This window comes from Agromyces sp. C10 (genome assembly GCF_023217995.1).
In the GTDB taxonomy this organism is placed as follows: Bacteria; Actinomycetota; Actinomycetes; order Actinomycetales; family Microbacteriaceae; genus Agromyces; species Agromyces indicus.
In genome coordinates this window covers 34,376-55,883 of record NZ_JALPSX010000010.1, presented here as the reverse complement: position 1 = coordinate 55,883, position 21,508 = coordinate 34,376, and the positions used below count along the sequence as shown (strand labels likewise).

Below are 21,508 nucleotides of genomic sequence, written 5' to 3'. Positions count from 1 at the left end.
ACGACGGGCGTGGGCGGGCTCAGCTCGCCTTCGCCTCGACCTCGTCGCGCACGCGCTGGCCGACCACCGCCGAGACGCCGTCCTGGCGCATGGAGACGCCGTACAGCGCGTCGGCGATCTCCATCGTGCGCTTCTGGTGGGTGATGACGATGAGCTGGCTCGACTCGCGGAGGTCCTCGAACGTGGTGAGGAGGCGGCCGAGGTTGGCGTCGTCGAGCGCCGCCTCGACCTCGTCCATGATGTAGAACGGGCTCGGCCTGGCCTTGAAGATCGCGAGCAGCAGGGCGACCGCCGCGAGCGAGCGCTCACCGCCCGAGAGCAGCGAGAGGCGCTCGATCTTCTTGCCGGCGGGCTTCACGCTCACCTCGATGCCGGTCGTGAGCAGGTCGTCGGGGTTCGTGAGCGCGATGCGCCCCTCCCCGCCGGGGAAGAGGATCGGGAACACCTCGGCGAACGCCTCGCGCGTGTCGTCGAACGCCGACCGGAAGATCGACTCCATGCGGCCGTCGATCTCCTCGATGATCGTGAGGAGGTCCTTGCGCGTGTTCGCCAGGTCGGTGAGCTGTTCGGTGAGGAACTGGTGCCGCTGCTCGAGCGCCGCGAACTCCTCGAGCGCGAGCGGGTTGACACGGCCGAGCTGGGCGAGCTTGCGCTCGGCGGCCTGCAGCCGCTTCTGCTGCTCCGCGCGGTCGAACGGGCGCGGCTCGGCGTCCGGGTCGCCGTCGACGGGGATGGGCTGCTCGGGCCCGTACTCGGCGACCAGGACGGCCTCGCCGAGGCCGAGCTCGCTCTCGGCTCGCTCGACGAGCGAGGCGACGTGCAGCTTCTTCTCGTAGATGCGCAGCTCGAGCCCGTGCACGTCCTCGGTGACCGCGTGCAGGCGCTCGCGGACGGATGCCTCGGCCCGGCGGGCCGCGTGCACCTGCTCGTTCCGGCTGGCTCGCTCGGCTTCCGCGGCGGCGAGCGCGACCCGCGCCTCGGCCACGGACGCGCCGACGGAAGCGAGCACGGGCGGCAGCACCTCGGCGACGCGGCTCGCGGCCTCGAGCTGGGCCCGGCGGACCACCGCGCGGCGGGCCGCCTCGTCCGCGGCGCGCCGCTCGGCCTCGTGCTGGCGCTCCATCGCGGCGATGCGCGCCTCCTCGGCCCGCACGCGCTCGCGCGCCGTCTCCAGGCGCAGGCGCGCCTCGACCTCGCCCTCGCGGGCGCGTTCGAGCGCCACGAGGGCACCGTCGCGGCGATCGGCCTCGAGCACGGGGCGCGGCTCGGCTCGCGCGGCCTCCAGCTCCGATTTCGCGTCGGCGGCGGCCTGCTCGGCCTCGGCGATGCGCTCCTCCGCCGTGCGGAGGGCCTCCGCCAGCCGCTCGGTCTCCCCCGCCGCCGCCTCGGCCTGCACGCGAGCGCGATTCAGCGCCTCGGTGCGCTGGGCGAGCTTCGCGTCGAACTCGCGGAGGGCGGCGAGCGCCTGCTTGGACTGCGACTTCGCGTGCTCGGCGATGCCGCGCTGCTCGTCGAGGTCGAAGCGGGCGCGCTCGATGTCGGCGCGCACCTCCTCGAGCCGGGCCTCGGCCCGATCGCGCTCGGCGAGCAGCTCGATGCGGCTCTGCGTGCGGCCCGATCCGCCGCGGACGACGTAGCGACCGACCACGGTCCCGTCGCGGGTGATGACCGTCGCCGGACGCTCGAGCGCGGCGAGCGCCGCCTCGGCGGCGTGCACGGCGTCGAGGTCGTCGGCGATGAGCACCTCGCCGAACAGGCCCAGCACGCCCGGCGGGGCGGTCACGACGTCGGCGGCGGCCACGAGCCCGGCCACGGCGTGCGGGGTCGCGGGGGCGGCGCCCGGTTCGGCGATCGTGAGGGCGACGCGGCCGAGGTCGTCGTCGGCGGCGACCGCCACGGCCCGAAGCGCGGCGGCGCGGTCGTCGACGAGGACCGACTCGGCGAGCGACCCGAGCGCCGCGGCGACCGCCGCCTCGTACCCGGGTTCGACGCGGAGGTGCTCCGCGAGCAGGCCGCGGACTCCGGCGGTGCCCGATCGGGCGAGGGCGGCCGAGCCGTCCTTCTGGTCGAGGGCGAGCGACAGCGCGCTCACGCGGGCGCCGAGGGCGTCGCGTTCGCGCTCCCGGTCGTGCAGGGCCTCGCGGAGCCGCTCGATCTCGCCCTCGGCCTCGAACACCGCCGCCTGGGCGAGCTCGTACGCCTCGTCGAGGTCGGTCTCCGCGGTGGGGTCGGCGTCGGACTCGGCCTCGACGCGCGCGAGTTCGGCCGCGGCCGTCTCGCGGCGTACCTGTGCGGCGTCGAGGGCGTTGCGGTGCCGGAGCACCTCGCCGCGCACGGCGGCGAGCTTCGACGCCGCCGCGTCGGCGCGACCGGCCAGTTGCGACGCCCGCAGGTCGTACTCGCTCACGCGGGCCGCCTGCGCCGCGATCTCCTCGTCGACGGCGTCGAGTGCCGAACGCGCGTCGCGCATCGCCGACGTGGCCTGCTCGAGAGCGGATGCCGCGTCGCCGACGCCGCCGCGGATGCCCTCGAGTTCGGCGCGGGCGGCATCGATGTCCGCGCGGGTGAGCGTGGGTGCGGCATCCGTGCCCTCGTCGGCCGCCGACAGCAGCGCGATGCGCTGCCGCGCGAGCGAGTCGAGGGAGCGCAGGCGCGCCTCGGACTGCTCCAGCGCGAAGCTCACCGCCCGCGCCCGGTCGACCTCGTCGCCGCCCGACGCCTGCTCGAGCCGCTCGATGTGGGCCTGGTGGCGCTCGAGCTCCTGCTGGAGCACCAGGCGCTCCGCGTGCCGCTCGTGCTCGGTCCGGCCGGCGGACTCGAGCGCGCGACGCAACTCGACCACCTCGTCGGCCACGAGCCGCGCCTTCGCGTCGCGCACCACCGCGGCGATCCCCGCCGCCTCGCGCGCGACCTCGGCCTGGCGTCCGAGCGGCTTCAGCTGACGGCGCAGTTCCGCGGCGAGGTCGGTGAGACGCGTGAGGTTCGCCTGCATGGCGTCGAGCTTGCGGAGCGTCTTCTCCTTGCGGCGCCGGTGCTTCAGGATGCCGGCGGCCTCCTCGATGAACCCGCGGCGGTCCTCGGGACTCGCGTGCAGCACCTGGTCGAGCTGGCCCTGCCCGACGATGACGTGCATCTCGCGGCCGAGGCCGGAGTCGCTGAGCAGCTCCTGCACGTCGAGCAGGCGGCACTGCTCGCCGTTGATGGCGTACTCGCTGCCGCCGTTGCGGAACAGCGTGCGCGAGATCGTGACCTCGCTGTACTCGATGGGCAGGGCGCCATCCGAGTTGTCGATCGTGAGGCTCACCTCGGCGCGGCCGAGCGGGCCGCGCGTGGAGGTGCCGGCGAAGATGACGTCCTCCATCTTGCCGCCGCGGAGCGTCTTCGCGCCCTGCTCGCCCATCACCCAGGCGAGCGCGTCGACGACGTTGGACTTGCCCGAGCCGTTCGGGCCGACGATGCAGGTGACGCCGGGCTCGAACGCGAAGGTGGTCGGCTGCGCGAAGGACTTGAAGCCCTTGAGGGTGAGGCTCTTGAGGTACACGACCACCCTTCCGACTGCCGAGCGCTGCGGACTACGGTAACCGACGATCGGCGCCGCCCCCGTCGCGCTCGCCGTGCGCGGGCCGTTCGGTCTCAGGCGGATGCCGCCGGCGGGGCGGTCCGCGGCATCCGGAGGCGCTGGCACCGCGGGCAGCGGTGCGACGACCGGTTCATGAACGCCTCGCGCACGATCGGCGTGCCGCACCGCGGGCAGGGCCGACCGGTCCGCCCGTACGCGTTGAGGGAGTGCGCGAAGTAGCCGGACGCCCCGTTGACGTTGACGTACTGCGCGTCGAAGCTCGTTCCCCCCTCGGCGAGCGCCTTCTGCAGCACCTCGCGCACCGCCTGCAGCAGCTCGCGGACGCGGCGCCGGCTGAGGCTCGAGGCGGGCTGCTCGCCGTGCATCCGGACGGCCCAGAGCGCCTCGTCGGCGTAGATGTTCCCGATGCCCGACACGAGCCCCTGGTCGAGCAGCACGCGCTTCACGCCCGAACCGCGGCGGGCGAGCGCGGCGGCGAATGCGCCGTCGTCGAACGCGGGATCGAGCGGGTCGCGCGCGATGTGCGCCACCTGGGTGGGGATCGAGCGCGCCCACGGGCCGGTCACGTCGGCGGAGTGGCCGGCGACCTCGCCGTCATCGGTCGGGACCATCCGATCGACCGCCATGGAGCCGAAGATGCGCTGGTCGACGAAGTCGACCCGCAGTTCACCGTGGTCGGGATGCTCGAGGTGCAGGCGGATGCGGGCGTGCCGGTCGTCGCCGGGGTGGTCGGGCGTGCGCAGCAGGAGCTGGCCGCTCATGCCGAGATGGCCGACGAGCGCCGCTCCGGAGGCGAGCGGCATCCACAGGAACTTGCCCCGGCGCACGGCCGCCTCGATCCGATCGCCCGTCAGCAGCGCTTCGAAGTCGCCGGATGCCGCCTCGTGGCGCTTCAGCGAACGGGCGTCGAGCACCTCGACGCCGGCGATGCGCGCTCCGGTGACCGCGGGCGCGAGCCCGGCCCGGACGACCTCGACCTCGGGCAGCTCGGGCACGTCAGCGGTCGTTCAGGGCGGTCCACGCCTCGAGGGCGGCCGCCATCTCGGCCTGCTTCTTGCTGGACCCCTCGCCCGACGCACTCACCAGGTCGCCCACCGTGACCGTGGCGACGAAGTGCTTGCTGTGGTCGGGGCCGCTCTCGGCGACCGTGTAGACGGGCGCCGTCGCACCGCGACGGGCCGCGATCTCCTGCAGGCTCGTCTTCGGGTCCATGGCCGCGCCGAACCGCTCGGTGTCGGCCATGAGGGGGCCGATGAGGCGCAGGACGAACTCGGTGGCGACGTCGCCGCCGCGATCGAGGTAGACCGCGCCGATGATCGCCTCGACGGTGTCGGCGAGGATCGACGGCTTGTCGGCACCGCCCGTCATCGTCTCGCCGCGACCGAGGCGGATGAACCGCCCGAGGCCGATCGTGCGCGCGACCTCGGCCAGCGCCGCACTCGAGACGAGGCTCGCCCGGCGCTTGGCCAGCTCGCCCTCGTCGAGCTCGGGGTGGTCGGTGAAGAGCCGGACCGTGACGGCCTGCCCGAGGATCGAGTCGCCGAGGAACTCGAGGCGCTCGTTGGTCGGGATGCCGCCGTTCTCGTACGCGAACGACCGGTGCGTGAGGGCGAGGAGCAGGAGCTCGGGATCGAGCTCGACCTGCAGCATCCGCTGCAGCTCGGCCAGCTCGGGGGCCCCGGTGTCCGTCTGCTCGACGCGCCTCACGACCGGTCGTTCAGGAGTCTCGTGCCGACTAGACGTCGGCGACCTTGCGGCCCTTGTACTCGAGGAACAGCGGGGTGCCCGCCGAGTCCTCGACCACGCGAGCGCGGTGCGGGAGGCTGTAGGTGACCTTGCCGTTCTCGACCGTCTTGACGAGCGTGGGCACCTCGGCCTTCCACTGCGAACGGCGCGCGTGGGTGTTGGCGCGTGACTTCTTCCGCTTGGGAACAGCCATGACTCTCTCTCAATCTCTCTTCTGGTCGGCATCGGATGCGGACGGCACCGTGCCCTCGTCTTCGGAAGCCGTGAACCCCGCGAGCGCAGCCCAACGCGGGTCGGTCTGCTCAGGGGTGACGAGTTCCGGATGATCAGCCAGGCGCAACCCGGTCACGGGGTCGAGACCCGGGCAGTCCGGCCGGCATACCGGCTGGAACGGCAGTGCCAGCACCACCGCATCTCGGATGAGCGGTTCAAGATCCACGTGGTCGTCTTGAACCTCATACTCGAAAGCTTCTCCGGAATGATACGCGAAAAGCTCCTGGAACTCGACTTCGACCGGCAGCGCGATGTCGGTGAGGCACCGTCCGCACTCGCCCTCGGCCGTCGCATCGACCTCCGCCGAGGCCAGGATGCCCTCGTGCACGGACTCCAGGCGCACGTCGACCGCGACCTCGGAGCCCTGCCGGACGGCGACGAGCCCCTCGCCGTACTGCTCGGGCGCGGGGACGTCGAGGCGCTGCTCGCGCATCTCGCCGGGACGGTTGACGAGATCGCGCACGTTGACGCTGAAGGGTGAATGCTGGACGGCCACGATCGACGATTCTACGCGCCGCGCGGCACCGACCGCCCGACGAGGGCACGTCCGGCGGCGCGCAGCGACCGCGGCAGCAGGATCGCCTCGACGCGGCGCGCGGCCGGCGCGTCCGCCGCGAGCGCGCGCGACGCCGTAGCGAGGTCCGCGGCGAGCGCGTCCCGGCGCGGTCCGTCGCGGTCGCCGTCCGGTGCGTCCGCCGACGCGGTCGAGTGCCGCACGCGGCCGTAGCGCTCGCGTTCCACCGCGTCCCGGAGGCGGAGCAGGGCCCCGGCGCCGTCGCCGTCCTCCGCGAAGGCCGGCCGAGCGCCGAGTTCCGCCGCGAGGGCGCGCGCCGTGCGGCGCTCGTCCACGTCCACGCCGAGGTCGACCGCGGTGGCCGTGAGCTCGCGCCATGCGGCATCCGCCGGCGACGGCCCCGAGCGGATGCCGCGGCGACGCGCCGCTCGCAGGCCCACCCGGATCGCCGCCGGGAGCAGGACCACGAGGAGGGCCAGCACGACGAGCCCGGCGCCGCCGAGCCATCCGGGCCCGACCGCCCCGGCGCCCCCGGTCGGCCCCGCGAGCGAGCGGTCCGGGTCGCCGTCGGGCCGCCCGGTCGCCTCGGGCGTCGCCACGGGCGCGGTGGGCACGACGCCGGGCGCCTGCTCCCCCGCGTTCGGACGCGAGTAGGCGGGCACGGTGCCGCGCCCCGGCGTGGGCTCGAACGGGACCCAGCCGACGCCCTCGAAGTACAGCTCGGGCCAGGCGTGCAGGTCGTGCGAGTCGACGTCGACGCGCACCATCCCGTCGACGCGCTGGTTGCTCGGCGTGCCGGCCGTGTAGCCCACCGCGATGCGCGACGGGATGCCGACCTCACGGGCCATGACCGCCATGGTCGAGGAGAAGTGCACGCAGTACCCCGCCCGTTGCTCGAGGAACTCGGCGATCACGTCGAACCCGCCGCCGTCGTAGCCGTCGTCGACGGGCGCCTCCTCCGAGTACTCGAACTCGGAGCTTCGCAGGTAGGCCTGGATGGCGACGGCCGCGTCGTACCGGGTGCGCGCCCCCTGGGTGACCGTCGCGGCGGTTTCGCCGATGATCGCGGGCAGGTCCTCGGGCAGCTCGCGGGTGGCCGGAGCCACGGAACCGGCGGGCGGCTCGACCGCCGCACGGAGCTGGTCGACCGTGGGCTGCACCGCGAGTCGCGTCACGTCGTAGCGCTGCCCGAGGGTCGTGGCGTCGACACTGCGGACCGTCAGCGAGCCGTCGTCCCAGAACCACGAGCCGCGCAGCCCGCGGACCTCGGCCGTCGGGTACGGCAGCGGCAGCCACGCGGTCCGGACCTGGCCGATCTGCACCGTGAGCTCGCGCGGCTCGACGAGCACGTCCTCGGCGAGGCCGTCGGGGCGGGGCATGGTGTCGATGGTGTGGTCGCCGTCGACGGCGCGCTCCTCGGCGGTCCACAGGTCGCCCTCGAGCCGCTCGACGTTGAGCAGCGTGAAGTACGGGCGGTCGGCGTCGGGCGAGACGTAGCTGAACGCCGGCACGGGGTCGGGCCGGCGGAGGTCGCGACCGAGCTCGACGTAGGGGCTGACGCCGCGGGCGAACATCGTGCCGGGCCCGCCGGCGCCGAGCAGGAAGCTGCTCGAGACGCTGGGCGTGACGGCCGTGACGACGGATGCCGCGACGAGGCCGATCGCGGCCAGTCCCATCGACGCGCCCGCGGTCGACACGATCGGGCGTCGCCGCGGGGCGGTCACCAGCGCGGAGTCCGGCCGTTCGTCCTCCTGTGCGAGCTCCGCGCTGCGCCGCACCCGCACGTCGACGCGGAGCAGCAGGAGGTACGCCGCAGCCGTGAGGACGAGGGCGATCGCGTCGGCGCCGGATTCGACGAACAGGCCGGGCACGAGGACGGGAACGAGCACCGGGACCGCGGCGAGCGCGGGCAGTCGGACGGTCTGCACGACGAGGTCGAGGAGCACGGCGACGAGCCCGACGCCGACCGCGAGGGCGAACACGAGGGCCGGGACCGGGATCGCGGGCACGGACTGCTGCTCGATCGTGCGCACGGCGCCCTCGGCGAGCCCGAGGAACTCGTCGAACGTGTCCAGCGTGGGGATGACGAGGGCGAAGCTCGTCGCACCGCCGAACAGCAGCGTCAGGGCCAGGAGCAGCGCCACCACCTCGAGCGGCGGCACGAGCGACGGCGGCGTGCGCAGGGCGCGCAGGCCGGCGCCCGCACCGAGCACGGCGACGGCCGTGAACGCCGTCGCCCACCACCACGCGGCGCCGGCGATGAGCGGCGCGAGCGCCGAGGTCGCGACGAGCAGGAGCAGCAGGGTCGCCCCGGAGAGGGCGACGCTCTGGCGCGTCGTCAGCGGCATCCGCTCAGGTCGCATCGCGGCCCCCGCTCCGGACGGATTCGCGTGCCGACCGCCAGGCCTCGCCCCAGGCCGCGGGGAGGTCCGCCGCACGGCGGACCGGCACCACGCGCCAGTCGGCGTGCTCCAGTCGCTCCACGGCGTCGGCGGCGATGCCGTCGGCGGCGAAGGCGATCGCCGGTTCGAGCACGGGGCGCAGCGCCACGAGGGCGTCGACCGCGGCGTGCGAGGGCGCGACGAGCACGGCGATGCCGGGCATGCGCGTGTCGCGGCGCGCCGTCGAGGGCGACGCGACCCGCGACGGGTCGCGGGGACGGTCGCGCGTCGGCGCGGCTGGTCCGTCCCGTCGCGGCGGCTCGAGGCGTGCGAGGTCCTCGAGGAGGACCAGGTCGCCGCCGGCCGCGCGGTAGCCGCCGGGATCGGCGGAGATCGGCGCAGCGGGGTCGTCGGGGTCGTCGACCGGTTCGACCCGCACGCGGAACCCGTTCTCGAGGAGGTGCACGCCGATCGACGCGGCGAGCTCCACGCCGAGCTCGAAGGCCGGGTCGAGCGTGGAGCCCGCGTCGCGCGCGGCCGACGACGGGTGGTGCGCGCGGCCGCCGAGCGCCGTGTCGAGCAGGATGCGGACCTCGGGATCGCCGCGCTGCTCCTCCTCGCGGACCATGAGCTCGCCGCGCCGGGCCGTCGCGGCCCAGTGGACGCGGCGCAGCGGGTCGCCGTACCGGTACTCGCGGGCGATGAGCTCGTCGCTGTTGGGGTGGGTGCGCCGCTGGAGGGCGTGGACGGCGCCGTCGACGCTCGCCACGACGCCCGCCGCGGGCTCCAGCGGGGTGACGCGCGGCGTCACCACGAGCTCGCGCGGCAGGCCCGCCGCCCGGTCGAGCCGCGCGAGGCCGAAGGGATCCGTCACTGCGATCCGGAGCGGTCCGACGTCGAACACGCCGCGCCGCGGCGTCCGGAGCCGGTACTCGAGGCGCACGGTGTCGTCGCCGGACGGCATGGCGGTCTCGTGCCGGCCGATGGCCGGGAGCACCGCCTCGCCGGGCGGGTGCAGCGCCGGGTGCGCGAGGTCGCGCCAGTGCGCGCCGTCGAACGCGCGACGGTCGCGGTTCTGCACGCGCAGGCGCACGGCCGCCGACTCCCCCGCCCGCACCACGTGCGGTTCGAACGCGCGGGTCACCGCGAGCCGCGGCGCCCGCACGGCGAGGAACCCGAGGGATGCGACCGGCATCGCGAGCCCGACGGCCGCGAGCAGCATGATGTCGCGCAGGTCGAACCATGCTGCGACGAGGAACAGCGCCGCGCCGGCGGCGACCAGCGCCATCCCCCGCCCCGTGAGGCGTGGACGCGGCGGAACGCGCGCGGCGCGGGTGCGCGGCATCCGCTCACTCCCTCCGGGCGCTGCCCACCGGCACCGGCGTTTCGGCGACGACGCGTCGCACGATGGCGTCGATGAGCGGGCCGCCGTCGCGGTCGTGCCCGCCGACCGCGCGGCTCGTGGGGACCAGCCGGTGCGCGAGCACCGGCACCGCGAGCGCGTCGACGTCGTCGGGCAGGACGAAGTCGCGCCCGTGCATCGCCGCGTGCGCCTTCGCCGCGCGGATGAGCTGCAGGGTCGCACGCGGGCTCGCGCCGAGCCGCAGCTGGCGGTCGTCGCGCGTGGCCCGTGCCAGCTCGACGGCGTACTCCTTGACCGCCTGGGACGTGTAGACGTGGTGGACGGCGGCGATCATCGCGCGCAGCTCGTCGATCGAGACGACCGGCTCCAGCGCGTCGAGCGGGCTCGCCGTCTCGCGCTGCGCGAGCATCGCGAGCTCGTCGCCCGGTGCCGGGTACCCCATCGAGATGCGCGCCATGAACCGGTCGCGCTGCGCCTCCGGGAGCGGGTAGGTGCCCTCCATCTCGACCGGGTTCTGGGTCGCGACGACCGTGAAGGGCTGCTCGAGCCGATACGTCGTGCCGTCGGCGGTCACCTGCCGCTCCTCCATGCACTCGAGGAGGGCCGACTGGGTCTTGGGGCTCGCGCGGTTGATCTCGTCGCCGATCACGATGTTCGCGAACACCGGACCGTGCTTGAACTCGAACCGCCGCGACGACTGGTCGAACACCGAGACGCCCGTCACGTCGCTCGGCAGCAGGTCGGGCGTGAACTGGATGCGGCTGACCGTGCAGTCGACCGAGCGCGCGAGCGCCTTGGCCAGCATCGTCTTGCCGACGCCCGGCACGTCCTCGATGAGCAGGTGCCCCTCGGCGAGCAGCACGGTGAGGGCGGCGGTCACCGCATCGCGCTTGCCGGCGATCACCTCCTCGACGTTGCGGACGATGCGCGCCGCGCCGGCGCCGACCTCGTCGATGCCCATCGCGGGTGCGGCCATCGCCCCGACCTGCGGCGCCGAGACCTCGCTCATGAGGTCATCGCCCCCTGCAGGTACTGCGCCACGGGCTCGGGCACGTACGGGCTCACGTCGCCGCCGAGCGCCGACACCTGGCGGACGAGCGAACTCGACACGTGGGCGTTCGCGGGGTCGGGCAGCAGGAACACCGTCTCGACCCCGGCGAGGTGCCGGTTCACGATCGCCATCGGCGTCTCGTAGGCCACGTCGACCTGCGAGCGGATGCCCTTGACGAGGACCGACGCGCCCACGTCGGTGCAGTAGTCGACGAGCAGGCCCATGCTCCAGGACGCGACGACGATGTCGCCGACGATGCCGGCCTCCTCGATCGACTGCTCGATGAGCGAGACCCGCTGCGCGATCGGCAGGAGCGCCGACTTGTCGGGGTTGTGCACCACGACGACGTGCAACTGGTCGTAGAGGCCAGCGGCACGGCCGATCACGTCGAGATGCCCCCGGGTGACGGGGTCGAACGATCCGGGAACGACGGCGATCCGCTGCATACGTGCCAGCGTAGTGCGGGATCCGGCGCCGTGGACCGCTGCCCGGGAGTCTCAGCCCCTGCTCAGGTACTCGCTCGAGTCGTCGTCGAGGCGGCGTCGCACGGCCGCCGCGAGTGCGGGGTGGGCGGCCAGGTCCGGGTCGTCGCGGAGCACCTCGGCGGCGGCCTCGCGCGCGTCGGCGATGACGTCGCCGTGGCGCGTCACCCGGAGCAGCTTGAGGGAGGTCCGCCGTCCGGACTGGATGGCGCCGAGGACGTCGCCCTCCTGGCGGAGCTCGAGGTCGACGCGCGCGAGCTCGAAGCCGTCGAGCGTGCCGGCCACCGCGTCGAGTCGTTCCCGCGCGACGGTCTCCGCCTCGACGCGGGTCACGAGCAGGCACAGGCCGGGCACGGAGCCGCGGCCGACCCGGCCGCGGAGCTGGTGCAGCTGCGAGACCCCGAACCGGTCGGCGTCCACGACGACCATGGTGCTCGCGTTGGGCACGTCGACGCCGACCTCGATGACGGTGGTCGCGACGAGCACGTCGAGCTCGCCCGCGGCGAACGCGCGCATGGTGGCGTCCTTCTCGTCGGCGCTCATCCGACCGTGCAGCGGCGCGATGCGGACCTCCGCCAGGCGCGGGTGGGCGCGCAGCTCGGCGAGCACCGAGGCGACGGATGCCGCGGGGGCGGCGTCGCCGTCGGGGTCGGCGGGCTCGAGGCCGTCCTCCACGACCTTCGGCTCGATCGCCGGGCTCACGACGAACGCCTGGCGTCCCTGCTCGAGCTCCTCGGCGAGCCGCTCCCACACGCGCGGTCGCCAGTGCGGACGCTCCGCCAGCGGGACGACGTGGGTCGTGATGCCCGCACGGCCGGCGGGGAGCTGCCGGATCGTCGACACGTCGAGGTCGCCGAACACGGTCATGGCGACGGTGCGCGGGATCGGCGTCGCCGTGAGCACGAGCACGTGCGGATGCCGCCCCTTGAGCCGCAGCGCCTCGCGCTGCTCGACGCCGAAGCGGTGCTGCTCGTCGACGACCACGAGGCCCAGGTCGGCGAACGAGGTCGTGTCGCCGAGGAGGGCGTGCGTGCCGACCACGATGCGCGCCTGGCCGGCTGCGACGCGGAGCGCCGCCCGTCGGCGGTCGGCGGCGGGGAGCTGGCCGGTGATGAGGGTGGGCATCACCTCGGCCGCCAGCTCGGGACCCAGCATGTCGGCGATCGACCTCAGGTGCTGCGCCGCGAGCACCTCGGTGGGCGCGAGGAGGGCCGCCTGGCCGCCCGACTCGGCGACCGCGAGCATGGCCCGCAGGGCGACGACGGTCTTGCCCGAGCCGACCTCGCCCTGGACGAGCCGGTTCATGGGCACCGGTTCGGCGAGGTCGGCGTGGATCTGCACGCCGACCGCGAGCTGGTCGTCGGTGAGCTCGAACGGCAGCGACGCCTCGAACCGCTCGAGGAGCCCGCCGGGCGCGGGCGTGCGCCGGACCGCCTCGTGCGCCCGGGCGGCGGCGCGCCGCTCGAGCAGGACGGACTGGAGCACGAACGCCTCGGTGAATCGCAGCGTGCGCTGCGCGGCCTTCCAGTCGGCGTCGCGCTCCGGCCGGTGCACGAGCTCGAGCGCCTCGCGGTGCGCCAGCAGCCCTCGAGCCCGGCGCACGGACTCGGGCAGCGGGTCGTCGACCGGGCCGAGCGCATCGAGCACGAGCGCGACCGCGCGCTGCAGCTTCCAGCTCGAGAGGGTCGCGGTGGCCGGGTAGATCGGGATGGGCGCGGTGGCCCAGCGCAGGGCCGCGGCATCCGGCCCCGTGTCGGTGCGGGTCTCGTCCTCGAAGAGCTCGTAGTCGGGGTGCGCGAGCTGCAGCGCGCCCCGGTAGTCGGAGACCTTGCCGGCGAACATGCCGCGCACCCCGGGCTTCAGCTCCCGCGCACGCCACGCCTGGTTGAAGAACGTCAGGGTGAGCACGCCCCTGCCGTCGGAGATCTTCGCCTCGAGGATGGACCCGCGACGCGAGCGCATGGTCCGCTCGCGCACCTCGAGGACCTCCGCGACGATCGTCACGTTCTCGTCGCGCGGGAGCCGGTCGAGCGCCGTGAGCTCGCCGCGCGGCTGGTACCGCCGCGGATAGTGACCGAGCAGGTCGCCGACCGTGACGAGCCCCCACGCGCGCTCCATCGCCTTCGCCGTGGGACCGCCGAGCAGGCCGGACAGCTTGGTGTCGAGGGTCGCGGCACCCTCGACCGAGCGATCGGCCGTCATGCCTCGATCGTAGGCTCCGCCTCCGTCACCTCGGCCGTGAGCGCCTCGATCTCGGCCTGCACGTAGGTGTCGTCGGGCCGGGCCCGGGCCAGTTCGCGCTGCAGCTCGAGCGCCTCGTCGGTACGGCCGAGCGTGCGGAGCGCCCGACCCACCGACCACCGGGCGACGTGCTGCTGGCCGGCCGTCCCGTACTGGTCGGCGGCCTCGACGGCGCGCTCGAAGTGGTGGAGCGCGGCGACCGCGTCGCCCGCGTCGTGCTTGGTCCAGCCCAAGTTGTTGTGCAGGGCGACGCCCCAGCGCTTCAGTCGGCGGTCGCGCACCCCCTCGAGGATGTCGAAGCCCTCGGTGGCCCACTCCTCCTCGTGTCCGGCGTCGTTCAGGGCGAGCATGTGGAGGGCGTCGAGGACCAGGAAGGTCGAGCCCGCGAGCGCCGCCTCGCGGACGGCTTTCGTGAACAGCGGCACGGCCTCGTCGAACCGCTCGGCGGTCGCCGCGATGCGCCCGCGTTCGAGGGCGATGCGCGCACGCAGCTCGGCCGCCTCCTCGGGCGTCTCGTCGGCGCGTCCGGCCGCCTCGAGGTCGTCGAGCAGTGCGAGCGCCTCGTCGTCGCGGCGCTGGATGCCGATGGCCCGCGCGAGCTGGGTGGTCATCACGGCGCGCTCGTGCGTCGGCACGGCCTCGTCGTCGGCGACCGCGCGGAACCGCTGCTCGCTCGTCGCGGGGTCGGCGAAGTCCCAGAGTCGGTCGATGGTCTGCTGTTCGTCTTCCCGGTGGCGGGACGGATCGGCGTGCAGGGCGTCGGTCGTGTCTTCCACCCCTCCATCATGGCAGCGCGCCGGAGGCGCCCGTTATGCTCCCGAGACATGACGCGCATCATCGCCGGGTTCGCCGGGTCGCTCACGCTCGCCGTGCCCCGGTCGGGCACGCGGCCCACGAGCGACCGCGTGCGCGAGGCGATCTTCTCGGCGCTGGAGGCGCGCGACGCGGTCGACGGCGCGGTCGTGCTCGACCTGTACGCGGGTTCGGGCGCGCTCGGCCTCGAGGCGGCGAGCCGGGGCGCGAGCGAGGTGGTGCTCGTCGAGAAGGCCCGCCCGGCCGCCGAGGTGTGCCGTCGCAACGCGGCCGCCGTCGCCCGCGCCGCGCGCGGATCGGGACCGCGCATCCGCGTCGAGGCGCGCAGCGTCGCGACGTACCTCGAGTCCGCGCCGGGCGGGGTCGACCTGGCCTTCATCGACCCGCCGTACGACCTCGGCGAGCGCGAGCTCGCGCGCGACCTCGAGCTCCTCGCCGGCCTGCTCGCGCCGGAGGCGACGGTGGTCGTCGAGCGCAGCTCCCGCTCCCCGGAGCCCGCCTGGCCGGCCGGGATCGACCCCGAGCGGCGACGCGACTACGGCGAGACGACCCTCTGGTGGGCGTCCGCGAGCGCGCCCGACGCCGGCGGCGATCAGCCCCCGACGCCGTCCCAGCCCGCGTAGGGATCCCACCCGGCGGTGTCGACGGGCGCCCCGTCGAGCGTGAGCACGCCCGCCTCGGCCGTCGCCACGCCGATGACCTCGAACGGATGCGGCGGCGGCACGTCCGCCGGGAACGCCGCGAGCAGCCCGTGGTCCTCGGCCCCCGCGAGCGCCGTCAGCGGGTCGGGTCCGAGCGCCACGGATCGGAAGTCGATGCCGATGCCGCTCGCTTCGGCGATCCGCCGGGCGTCGCGGGCGAGTCCGTCGCTCACGTCCAGCATCGCCGTCGCGCCCGCCTCGGCGGCGACGACGCCAGCCGACACCGGGGGCGTCGGCGCGAGCTGGGCGGCGACCAGCCGTGGATGCTCGGTGCGCAGTGCGGCGGCGGCCGCGGCATCCGGTTCGCCCCGCTCGTCGCTGGCCCGGGCGAAGAGCAGCGCGAGTCCGCGGGCGGCATCGCCCCGGCCGCCGGCGTGGGCGATCACGTCGCCCGGCCGTGCACCCGATCGCAGGACCGGTGCACGGCCCTCGAGGTCGCCGAACGCGGTCACCGAGATCATGAGCACGGATGACGCCGACAGGTCGCCGCCGACCACGCCCGCGCCGGGTGCGAGCGCGGCGAGCCCCTCGCGCAGCCCGTCGGCGATGCCCTCGAGCACCCCGACGTCGAGCGATGGGGGCGCCGCGATCGCCACGACCAGGGCCGTCGGCCTCGCACCCATGGCGGCGACGTCGGTGAGGTTCGTCGCGGCGGCCTTCCAGCCGAGGTCGAAGGGCGTGGACCAGGCGAGCCGGAAGTCGGGGCCGTGCACCATCAGGTCGGTCGTCACGACGAACCGGCCGTCGGGTGCCGCGACCACGGCGGCGTCGTCGCCCGCGCCCAGGTGCGCCGCGTCGCCCGGGGCGAGGCGCGGCAGGATGCGTGCGAGCACCGCCGATTCGCCGAGGTCGCCGATCGCGGTCGACGGCTCGTGTGCAGGGGGCTCCATGGCTCCCACGGTAGCCTGATGGCGATGCCCGCTCCCCGCCCCCGCCGCCCCCGACGCACGCTGCCGCGGCTCGTCGCCGCGGCATCCGTGGCCGTCGTCGCCCTGCCGCTGCTCGCCTCGTGCGCACGACCAGTGCCGTTCGAGGCCGCGCCCGACGCCGTCGACCCCGACTGCGCCGCGGTGATCGTGCGACTGCCCGACGTCGTCGCCGGGCAGGAGGCCCGCGAGACCGATGCGCAGGGCACCGGCGCGTGGGGCACGCCGGCGTCGGTCCTGCTGCGCTGCGGCGTCGAACCGCCCGGACCCACGACGCTGCGGTGCGTGAGCGTCGACGAGGTCGACTGGATCATCGACGAGTCCGACGCGCCGCGCTACCGGTTCACGACCTACGGGCGCACGCCCGCCGTCGAGGTCGTCGTCGACAACGACGTGGTGGCGGGGACGACCGCGATCGCCGACGTGTCGTCCGCGGTGTCGGTCATCGAGGCCGACGGCGGATGCACCGACCTCGAGGACCTCGCGCCGGAGGGGTGATCCCCCGCCGAGCCGGCCCGCCGCCGCGGAGCGTCGGCTCAGCCGAGCCGGACGCCTCGCGCGAGGCCGACGCGGATGAGCTCGTCGACCAGCTCGGGGTAAGTCACCCCGGACTCCTGCCAGCAGCGGGGGAACATCGAGATCGGCGTGAAGCCCGGCATCGTGTTCAACTCGTTGACGACGAACCCGTCTTCGGTGAGGAAGAAGTCGACGCGTGCGAGGCCCTCGGCCCCGATCGCCTCGAAGGCGCGGATCGCGAGGTCGCGCATCTCCTCCAGCCGGCCCTCGCCGAGGTCGGCCGGGCAGACCAGGTCGACGCCCGGGGCATCGAGGTACTTCGCGGCGAAGTCGTAGAAGCCGTCGCCGGTGAGCACGATCTCGCCCGCGACCGACGCACGCGGCCGCTCCCCCGGCGCGCCGCCGAGCACGGCGATCTCGACCTCGCGGCCGACCATGGCGGCCTCGATGAGCACCGTGTCGTCCTCGGCGAACGCCACCTCGAGGGCCGCGTCGAGATCGCCCGCCTCGGCCACCCGGCTGACGCCCACGCTCGATCCCGCACGCGCGGGCTTGACGAACTGGGGCAGGCCGAGGGCGGCCGCATCGGCGCGCACGCGCTCGGAGTCGTCGGCCCACTCGCGCGCGGTGACCGTGCGCCACGGCGCGACCGGGATGCCCGCGCCCTGCAGCGCGGTCTTGGTGAAGTGCTTGTGCATGCCGAGCGCGCTCGCGAGCACGCCCGAGCCGACGTACGGGAGGCCGAGCAGCTCGAACAGGCCCTGGATGGTGCCGTCCTCGCCGAACGGGCCGTGGAGGATCGGGAACACCAGGTCGATGTCGCCGAGCGAGGACTCCTCGCCGCTCGCGGTCGTCACGCGCAGCTCGCGCGAGGCAGAGCTGTCGGGCCACCGCACTCGCGTCCCGTTGTCGTGCACCTCCGGAAGCCGCTCGGGGTCGAGCGCGAACCGCGACGGGTCGTCGGCCTCGAGCACGAAGGCGCCCGCGCGGGTGATGCCGACGGGGATCAGCTCGTAGCGGTCACGGTCGATCGCCTGCAGCACTCCGGCCGCCGTTGCGCAGCTGATCGAATGCTCGCTGGAGCGCCCGCCGAAGAGCAGTACCACCCTGAGCTTGTCCATCCATCGTCCTTTCGCCCTGGGGCTCGTCGTCGGTCGTGAGGTGCGGCGCGATGTCCTTCGGGGCGAGCGTGCCGGCGAGCACCTGCCGGACCTGCTCGACGATGGGCATCTCCACGCCCTTCGCGCGCGCGAGCTCGAGGATCGGCCCGACCGACGCGAGCCCCTCGGTGGTCTGCTGCATCTGGTTGACGACCTCGGGCAGCTTGTAGCCCTGGCCGAGCAGGCGCCCGGCGGTGTTGTTGCGCGACAGCGGCGACTGGCACGTCGCGATCAGGTCGCCGAGGCCCGCGAGGCCCGACAGGGTGTCGGGGTGCGCGCCGTGCGCGACGGCGAAGTCGGTCATCTCCACGAGGCCGCGGGTGATGATCGAGGCCTTGGTGTTCTCGCCGTAGCCCGCACCGTCGACGATGCCGATCGCGACCGCGATGAGGTTCTTCAGCACGCCGCCGAACTCGGTGCCGATGACATCCGTGTTCACGAACGAGTGGAAGTACGGGTTGCGGGCCACGGATGCCACGGCCTGCGCCGTCTCGAGGCTCGTCGACGAGACGACCGCGGCCGTGGGCTGCTCCTTCGCGATCTCGAGCGCCAGGTTCGGCCCGGAGATCACGGCGATCTTCGACTCGGCGATGGGCAGGACCTCGGCGATGACCTCGCTCATGCGGTGGCCCGTCGACTTCTCGACGCCCTTCATGAGCGAGACGACGATCGCCTCCGCGTGCAGGTGCGGCTCGGCCTCGATCAGGTTCTGGCGCAGCGTCTGGCTCGGCACGCACACGTACACCTGCTCGGCGCCCGCGAGCGCGAGGTCGAGCCGGCTCGTCGAGCGGAGGCCGATGGGCAGGTTCACGCCGGGGAGGTAGTCGCTGTTGCGCTTGCCCTCCTGGATCTCCCGCGCGAGCTCGGGGCGGCGCGCCCAGAGGACGACGTCGGCCCCGCCGTCGGCGAGGATCTTGGCGAACGTGGTGCCCCAGCTGCCGGCGCCGAGGACGGCCACGCGCTTGCCCGGGCCCCGGCGCGGCGTCCTAGCCTTCAAGGCGTCCCGTCTCCTTCTGGCCGTGCTTGGCCGGGTCCCAGCGCTCGGCCGGCGGAATCTCGCCGCGGAGCTCGCCGAGGAGCGCGGCGATCGCGTTCATGAGCTCGTCGGTCGCCTTGAGCAGCGTCGCCTGGTCGAGCGGCTTGCCGCGGTAGGCGGAGAGGTCGAGGGGCTCGCCGATGATCACGTCGACGGTCTTGCGCGGGAACAGGCTGAGCTTCTTGCCGTACCGGGGCAGGATCGCCTGCGTGCCCCAGTGCGCGGCGGGCACCAGCGGGATGTCGCGCTCGAGCGCGATGCGGACGGCGCCGGTCTTGCCGCGCATGGGCCACAGGTCGGGGTCGCGCGTGAGCGAACCCTCGGGGTACACGATGACCATGCGCCCCTTCTCGACCAGCTGCTCCGCGGCCCGGATCGCCGCGTGGCTCTGGCTGCCGGCGCGTTCGACGGGGATCTGCCCCGAGGTGCGCAGGAACCAGCCGAGCACCGGGTTCTTGAACAGCGACGCCTTCGCGAGGAAGCGCGGCGCGCGGCCGAGGTGCCACGCGGCGACGCCCATGACGAGCGGGTCGACCTCGCTGTAGTGGTTCGGCGAGAGCACGACCGGCCCGGTCTGCGGCATCCGCTCGCCGTGGTGGAAGCGGTACTTCACCCCGAGGCTCCACAGCGGGAGGATCAGGACGGCGAGGACCCAGAAGAACGAGGGTCGACGCTTCTCGGAACCGGGCTTCGCGGCCGGCGCGGATGCGGGGTCTTGATGTGGCACTGACCCATTATCCTTCGAGCGCGAAGTCCGCCCCGAGCAGCTCGAGCTTGGTGATGAAGTTCTCGTACCCGCGCGCGATGATGCCGACGTTCGACACGGTCGAACGCCCCTCGGCGGTGAGCGCCGCGATGAGGTGGCTGAAGCCGCCGCGCAGGTCGGGCACCTCGATGTCGGCGCCGTGCAGCTGCGCCGGGCCCGAGATCACCGCGGAGTGCTTGAAGTTGCGCTGGCCGAACCGGCACGGGCGACCGCCGAGGCACTCCTTGTGCACCTCGATCGACGCGCCCATCTCGACGAGCGCGTCGACGAAGCCGAAGCGCTGCTCGTAGACGGTCTCGTGCACGATCGACACACCCTTGGCCTTGGTGAGGGCCACGACGAGGGGCTGCTGCCAGTCGGTCATGAACCCGGGGTGCACGTCGGTCTCGATGATGACGGGCTTCAGCTCGCCACCCGGGTGGTAGAAGCGGATGCCGTCCTCGGCGATGTCGAACGCGCCGCCGACCTTGCGGAAGACGTTGAGGAACATGAGCATCTCGGCCTGGCGCGCACCGCCGACGAAGATGTCGCCCTCGGTCGCGAGCGCCGCGGCGGCCCAGCTGGCGGCCTCGTTGCGGTCGAAGAGCGCGCGGTGGGTGTAGCCCTGGAGCTTCTCGACGCCCTCGATGCGGATGACGCGGTCGGTGTCGACCGAGATGATGGCGCCCATCTTCTGGAGGATGTTGATGAGGTCCATGATCTCGGGCTCGATCGCCGCGCCGGACAGCTCGGTGATGCCGTCGGCGAGCACCGCGGTGAGCAGCACCTGCTCGGTCGCGCCCACGCTCGGGTACGGCAGCGACACCTTCGCGCCGTGCAGCCCGTTGGGGGCCGACATCCGGATGCCGCTCGGGAGCTTCTCGACGATCGCGCCGAAGTTGCGCAGGACCTCGAGGTGGTAGTCGATCGGGCGGTCGCCGATGCGGCATCCGCCGAGGTCGGGGATGAACGCCTCGCCGAGCCGGTGCAGCAGCGGACCGCAGAACAGGATCGGGATGCGGCTCGAACCCGCGTGGGCGTCGACCTCGGCCATGTGCGCCGTCTCGACGGCGGACGGGTCGAGGACGAGGTCGCCCTCGTCGGCGCCCTCGGTCACGGTCACGCCGTGCACCTCGAGCAGGCCGCGGACGATGCGCACGTCGCTGATGTTCGGGACGTCCTTCAGGACGCTCGGGGTGTCGCCGAGGATCGCCGCGACCATCGCCTTGGTGACGAGGTTCTTGGCGCCCTTCAGCTCGATCCGACCCCGAAGCGGCTTGCCCCCGTTGATCGTGATGCGGTCGACCTGGAGGCCCACCGCCGTTCCGTGCTGCTTCGCGTCATTCACGAGTGTGTTCACTCAGTTCCCTGTCTCTGCCGGCTCCCGGATCGGGAGCGTGGTCGGCCGCCACGCCTCACGGTGCGACTCGAACTCGGCGATGGCCGGCTCGTCCCGGAGGGTGAGCCCGATGTCGTCGAGTCCCTCCAAGAGCCGCCACCGAGTGTAATCGTCGATGTCGAATGAAACCGTGAGCGAGCCGATGCTCACCGTACGCTCAACCAGATCGACGGTCGCCGCTATTCCCGGCTGGTCCTCGATCGCCGCCCAGAGGCGCTCGACGTCCTCGTAGGCGACCTGCGCGGCGAGCAGACCCTGCTTGCCGGCGTTGCCGCGGAAGATGTCGCCGAAGCGGCTCGAGATCACGACGCGGAAGCCGAAGTCGCGAAGCGCCCAGACGGCGTGCTCGCGGCTCGAGCCCGTGCCGAAGTCCGGGCCCGCGATGAGGATCGCCGCGCCCGCGTAGGCGGGGTCGTTGAGCACGAACTCGGGGTCCTGGCGCCAGCCGTGGAACAGGGCGTCCTCGAAGCCCGTCTTGGTGACGCGCTTGAGGAAGACCGCGGGGATGATCTGGTCGGTGTCGACGTTGGACCGGCGCAGCGGTGCGGCGACGCCCGTGACGGTGCTGATCTTCTCCATCG

Annotated in this window: 19 protein-coding genes; 2 read left to right on the top strand and 17 right to left on the bottom strand. The window is 73.8% G+C overall.

The features are described 5' to 3' along the window. Positions 1–19 precede the first annotated feature (19 nt). From smc to M1L56_RS12240, 11 genes are all read right to left on the bottom strand, one after another. Positions 20–3,541 carry a chromosome segregation protein SMC gene (gene smc, locus M1L56_RS12290; protein ID WP_248599462.1) on the bottom strand — a complete coding sequence of 1,174 codons (3,522 nt, stop codon included), beginning with the start codon at positions 3,539–3,541 and terminating at the stop codon, positions 20–22. Positions 3,542–3,633: 92 nt separating this feature from the next. Next, the gene (gene mutM, locus M1L56_RS12285) at positions 3,634–4,575 is read right to left on the bottom strand and encodes a bifunctional DNA-formamidopyrimidine glycosylase/DNA-(apurinic or apyrimidinic site) lyase (RefSeq protein ID WP_067950556.1); all 942 of its coding nucleotides are present in this window, start codon (positions 4,573–4,575) and stop codon (positions 3,634–3,636) included. Position 4,576: 1 nt separating this feature from the next. Further along, positions 4,577–5,230, bottom strand: coding sequence for a ribonuclease III (gene rnc, locus M1L56_RS12280; protein ID WP_248599537.1), 654 nt, complete (start codon positions 5,228–5,230; stop codon positions 4,577–4,579). Positions 5,231–5,315: 85 nt separating this feature from the next. Next, complete coding sequence (gene rpmF, locus M1L56_RS12275) at positions 5,316–5,519, bottom strand: 50S ribosomal protein L32 (protein WP_067950558.1); 204 nt, start codon at positions 5,517–5,519, stop codon at positions 5,316–5,318. 9 nt (positions 5,520–5,528) lie between these two features. Next, positions 5,529–6,095, bottom strand: a complete 567-nt coding sequence (locus tag M1L56_RS12270) for a DUF177 domain-containing protein (RefSeq protein WP_231878658.1) — start codon at positions 6,093–6,095, stop codon at positions 5,529–5,531. 11 nt (positions 6,096–6,106) lie between these two features. After that, positions 6,107–8,461 carry a DUF3488 and transglutaminase-like domain-containing protein gene (locus M1L56_RS12265; RefSeq protein ID WP_248599461.1) on the bottom strand — a complete coding sequence of 785 codons (2,355 nt, stop codon included), beginning with the start codon at positions 8,459–8,461 and terminating at the stop codon, positions 6,107–6,109. Between the two features lie 4 nt (positions 8,462–8,465). Further along, positions 8,466–9,782, bottom strand: a complete 1,317-nt coding sequence (locus M1L56_RS12260; RefSeq protein WP_248599460.1) for a DUF58 domain-containing protein — start codon at positions 9,780–9,782, stop codon at positions 8,466–8,468. A 61-nt stretch (positions 9,783–9,843) separates the two neighbouring features. Further along, a complete protein-coding gene (locus M1L56_RS12255; protein WP_374256688.1) occupies positions 9,844–10,866 on the bottom strand; it encodes an AAA family ATPase in 1,023 nt (340 codons plus the stop codon). Next, on the bottom strand, positions 10,863–11,354 hold the full coding sequence (gene coaD, locus M1L56_RS12250) for a pantetheine-phosphate adenylyltransferase (protein WP_067949356.1): 492 nt from the start codon (positions 11,352–11,354) through the stop codon (positions 10,863–10,865). The genes M1L56_RS12255 and coaD overlap by 4 nt, the downstream gene beginning before the upstream one ends. Before the next feature lie 51 nt (positions 11,355–11,405). Beyond that, on the bottom strand, positions 11,406–13,592 hold the full coding sequence (locus M1L56_RS12245) for an ATP-dependent DNA helicase RecG (RefSeq protein WP_248599459.1): 2,187 nt from the start codon (positions 13,590–13,592) through the stop codon (positions 11,406–11,408). Continuing rightward, positions 13,589–14,407 carry a hypothetical protein gene (locus tag M1L56_RS12240; RefSeq protein ID WP_067949360.1) on the bottom strand — a complete coding sequence of 273 codons (819 nt, stop codon included), beginning with the start codon at positions 14,405–14,407 and terminating at the stop codon, positions 13,589–13,591. Before M1L56_RS12240 ends, M1L56_RS12245 begins: the two co-directional genes overlap by 4 nt. Before the next feature lie 48 nt (positions 14,408–14,455). On the opposite strand from M1L56_RS12240, the gene M1L56_RS12235 reads away from it, so the two are divergent. Further along, positions 14,456–15,067 carry an RsmD family RNA methyltransferase gene (locus tag M1L56_RS12235; protein WP_067949362.1) on the top strand — a complete coding sequence of 204 codons (612 nt, stop codon included), beginning with the start codon at positions 14,456–14,458 and terminating at the stop codon, positions 15,065–15,067. Here M1L56_RS12235 and thiL read toward each other — a convergent pair. Next, positions 15,037–16,035, bottom strand: coding sequence for a thiamine-phosphate kinase (gene thiL / locus M1L56_RS12230; RefSeq protein ID WP_248599458.1), 999 nt, complete (start codon positions 16,033–16,035; stop codon positions 15,037–15,039). The genes M1L56_RS12235 and thiL overlap by 31 nt on opposite strands. 24 nt (positions 16,036–16,059) lie before the next feature. Between thiL and M1L56_RS12225 the strand changes: the two genes are divergently transcribed. After that, positions 16,060–16,569 (top strand): DUF3515 family protein, encoded by a 510-nt coding sequence (locus tag M1L56_RS12225; RefSeq protein ID WP_067949377.1) that lies wholly within the window; start codon positions 16,060–16,062, stop codon positions 16,567–16,569. 38 nt (positions 16,570–16,607) lie between these two features. Here M1L56_RS12225 and M1L56_RS12220 read toward each other — a convergent pair whose 3' ends face one another. From M1L56_RS12220 to leuD, 5 genes are read right to left on the bottom strand one after another with little or no spacing between them, the layout of a single operon-like run. Next, positions 16,608–17,708, bottom strand: a complete 1,101-nt coding sequence (locus M1L56_RS12220; protein ID WP_248599457.1) for a D-alanine--D-alanine ligase family protein — start codon at positions 17,706–17,708, stop codon at positions 16,608–16,610. After that, positions 17,608–18,744, bottom strand: a complete 1,137-nt coding sequence (locus M1L56_RS12215; RefSeq protein ID WP_067949368.1) for an NAD(P)H-dependent glycerol-3-phosphate dehydrogenase — start codon at positions 18,742–18,744, stop codon at positions 17,608–17,610. Before M1L56_RS12215 ends, M1L56_RS12220 begins: the two co-directional genes overlap by 101 nt. Next, the gene (locus M1L56_RS12210; RefSeq protein ID WP_067949370.1) at positions 18,734–19,510 is read right to left on the bottom strand and encodes a 1-acyl-sn-glycerol-3-phosphate acyltransferase; all 777 of its coding nucleotides are present in this window, start codon (positions 19,508–19,510) and stop codon (positions 18,734–18,736) included. Before M1L56_RS12210 ends, M1L56_RS12215 begins: the two co-directional genes overlap by 11 nt. Before the next feature lie 7 nt (positions 19,511–19,517). Continuing rightward, positions 19,518–20,888 (bottom strand): UDP-N-acetylglucosamine 1-carboxyvinyltransferase, encoded by a 1,371-nt coding sequence (gene murA, locus M1L56_RS12205; RefSeq protein WP_197467017.1) that lies wholly within the window; start codon positions 20,886–20,888, stop codon positions 19,518–19,520. Continuing rightward, the gene (leuD, locus tag M1L56_RS12200) at positions 20,889–21,506 is read right to left on the bottom strand and encodes a 3-isopropylmalate dehydratase small subunit (RefSeq protein ID WP_067949371.1); all 618 of its coding nucleotides are present in this window, start codon (positions 21,504–21,506) and stop codon (positions 20,889–20,891) included. Positions 21,507–21,508: the final 2 nt, after the last annotated feature.

What these genes read in the sequence shown, in the direction of transcription:
- rnc (WP_248599537.1), bottom strand. Translation starts at nt 5,230, where the DNA reads ATGCTGCAGGTCGAGCTCGATCCCGAGCTCCTGCTCCTCGCCCTCACG.
- rpmF (WP_067950558.1), bottom strand. Translation starts at nt 5,519, where the DNA reads ATGGCTGTTCCCAAGCGGAAGAAGTCACGCGCCAACACCCACGCGCGC.
- M1L56_RS12265 (WP_248599461.1), bottom strand. Translation starts at nt 8,461, where the DNA reads ATGCCGCTGACGACGCGCCAGAGCGTCGCCCTCTCCGGGGCGACCCTG.
- M1L56_RS12260 (WP_248599460.1), bottom strand. Translation starts at nt 9,782, where the DNA reads ATGGCGCTGGTCGCCGCCGGCGCGGCGCTGTTCCTCGTCGCAGCATGG.
- M1L56_RS12255 (WP_374256688.1), bottom strand. Translation starts at nt 10,866, where the DNA reads ATGAGCGAGGTCTCGGCGCCGCAGGTCGGGGCGATGGCCGCACCCGCG.
- coaD (WP_067949356.1), bottom strand. Translation starts at nt 11,354, where the DNA reads ATGCAGCGGATCGCCGTCGTTCCCGGATCGTTCGACCCCGTCACCCGG.
- M1L56_RS12245 (WP_248599459.1), bottom strand. Translation starts at nt 13,592, where the DNA reads ATGACGGCCGATCGCTCGGTCGAGGGTGCCGCGACCCTCGACACCAAG.
- M1L56_RS12235 (WP_067949362.1), top strand. Translation starts at nt 14,456, where the DNA reads ATGACGCGCATCATCGCCGGGTTCGCCGGGTCGCTCACGCTCGCCGTG.
- thiL (WP_248599458.1), bottom strand. Translation starts at nt 16,035, where the DNA reads ATGGAGCCCCCTGCACACGAGCCGTCGACCGCGATCGGCGACCTCGGC.
- M1L56_RS12225 (WP_067949377.1), top strand. Translation starts at nt 16,060, where the DNA reads ATGCCCGCTCCCCGCCCCCGCCGCCCCCGACGCACGCTGCCGCGGCTC.
- M1L56_RS12220 (WP_248599457.1), bottom strand. Translation starts at nt 17,708, where the DNA reads ATGGACAAGCTCAGGGTGGTACTGCTCTTCGGCGGGCGCTCCAGCGAG.
- leuD (WP_067949371.1), bottom strand. Translation starts at nt 21,506, where the DNA reads ATGGAGAAGATCAGCACCGTCACGGGCGTCGCCGCACCGCTGCGCCGG.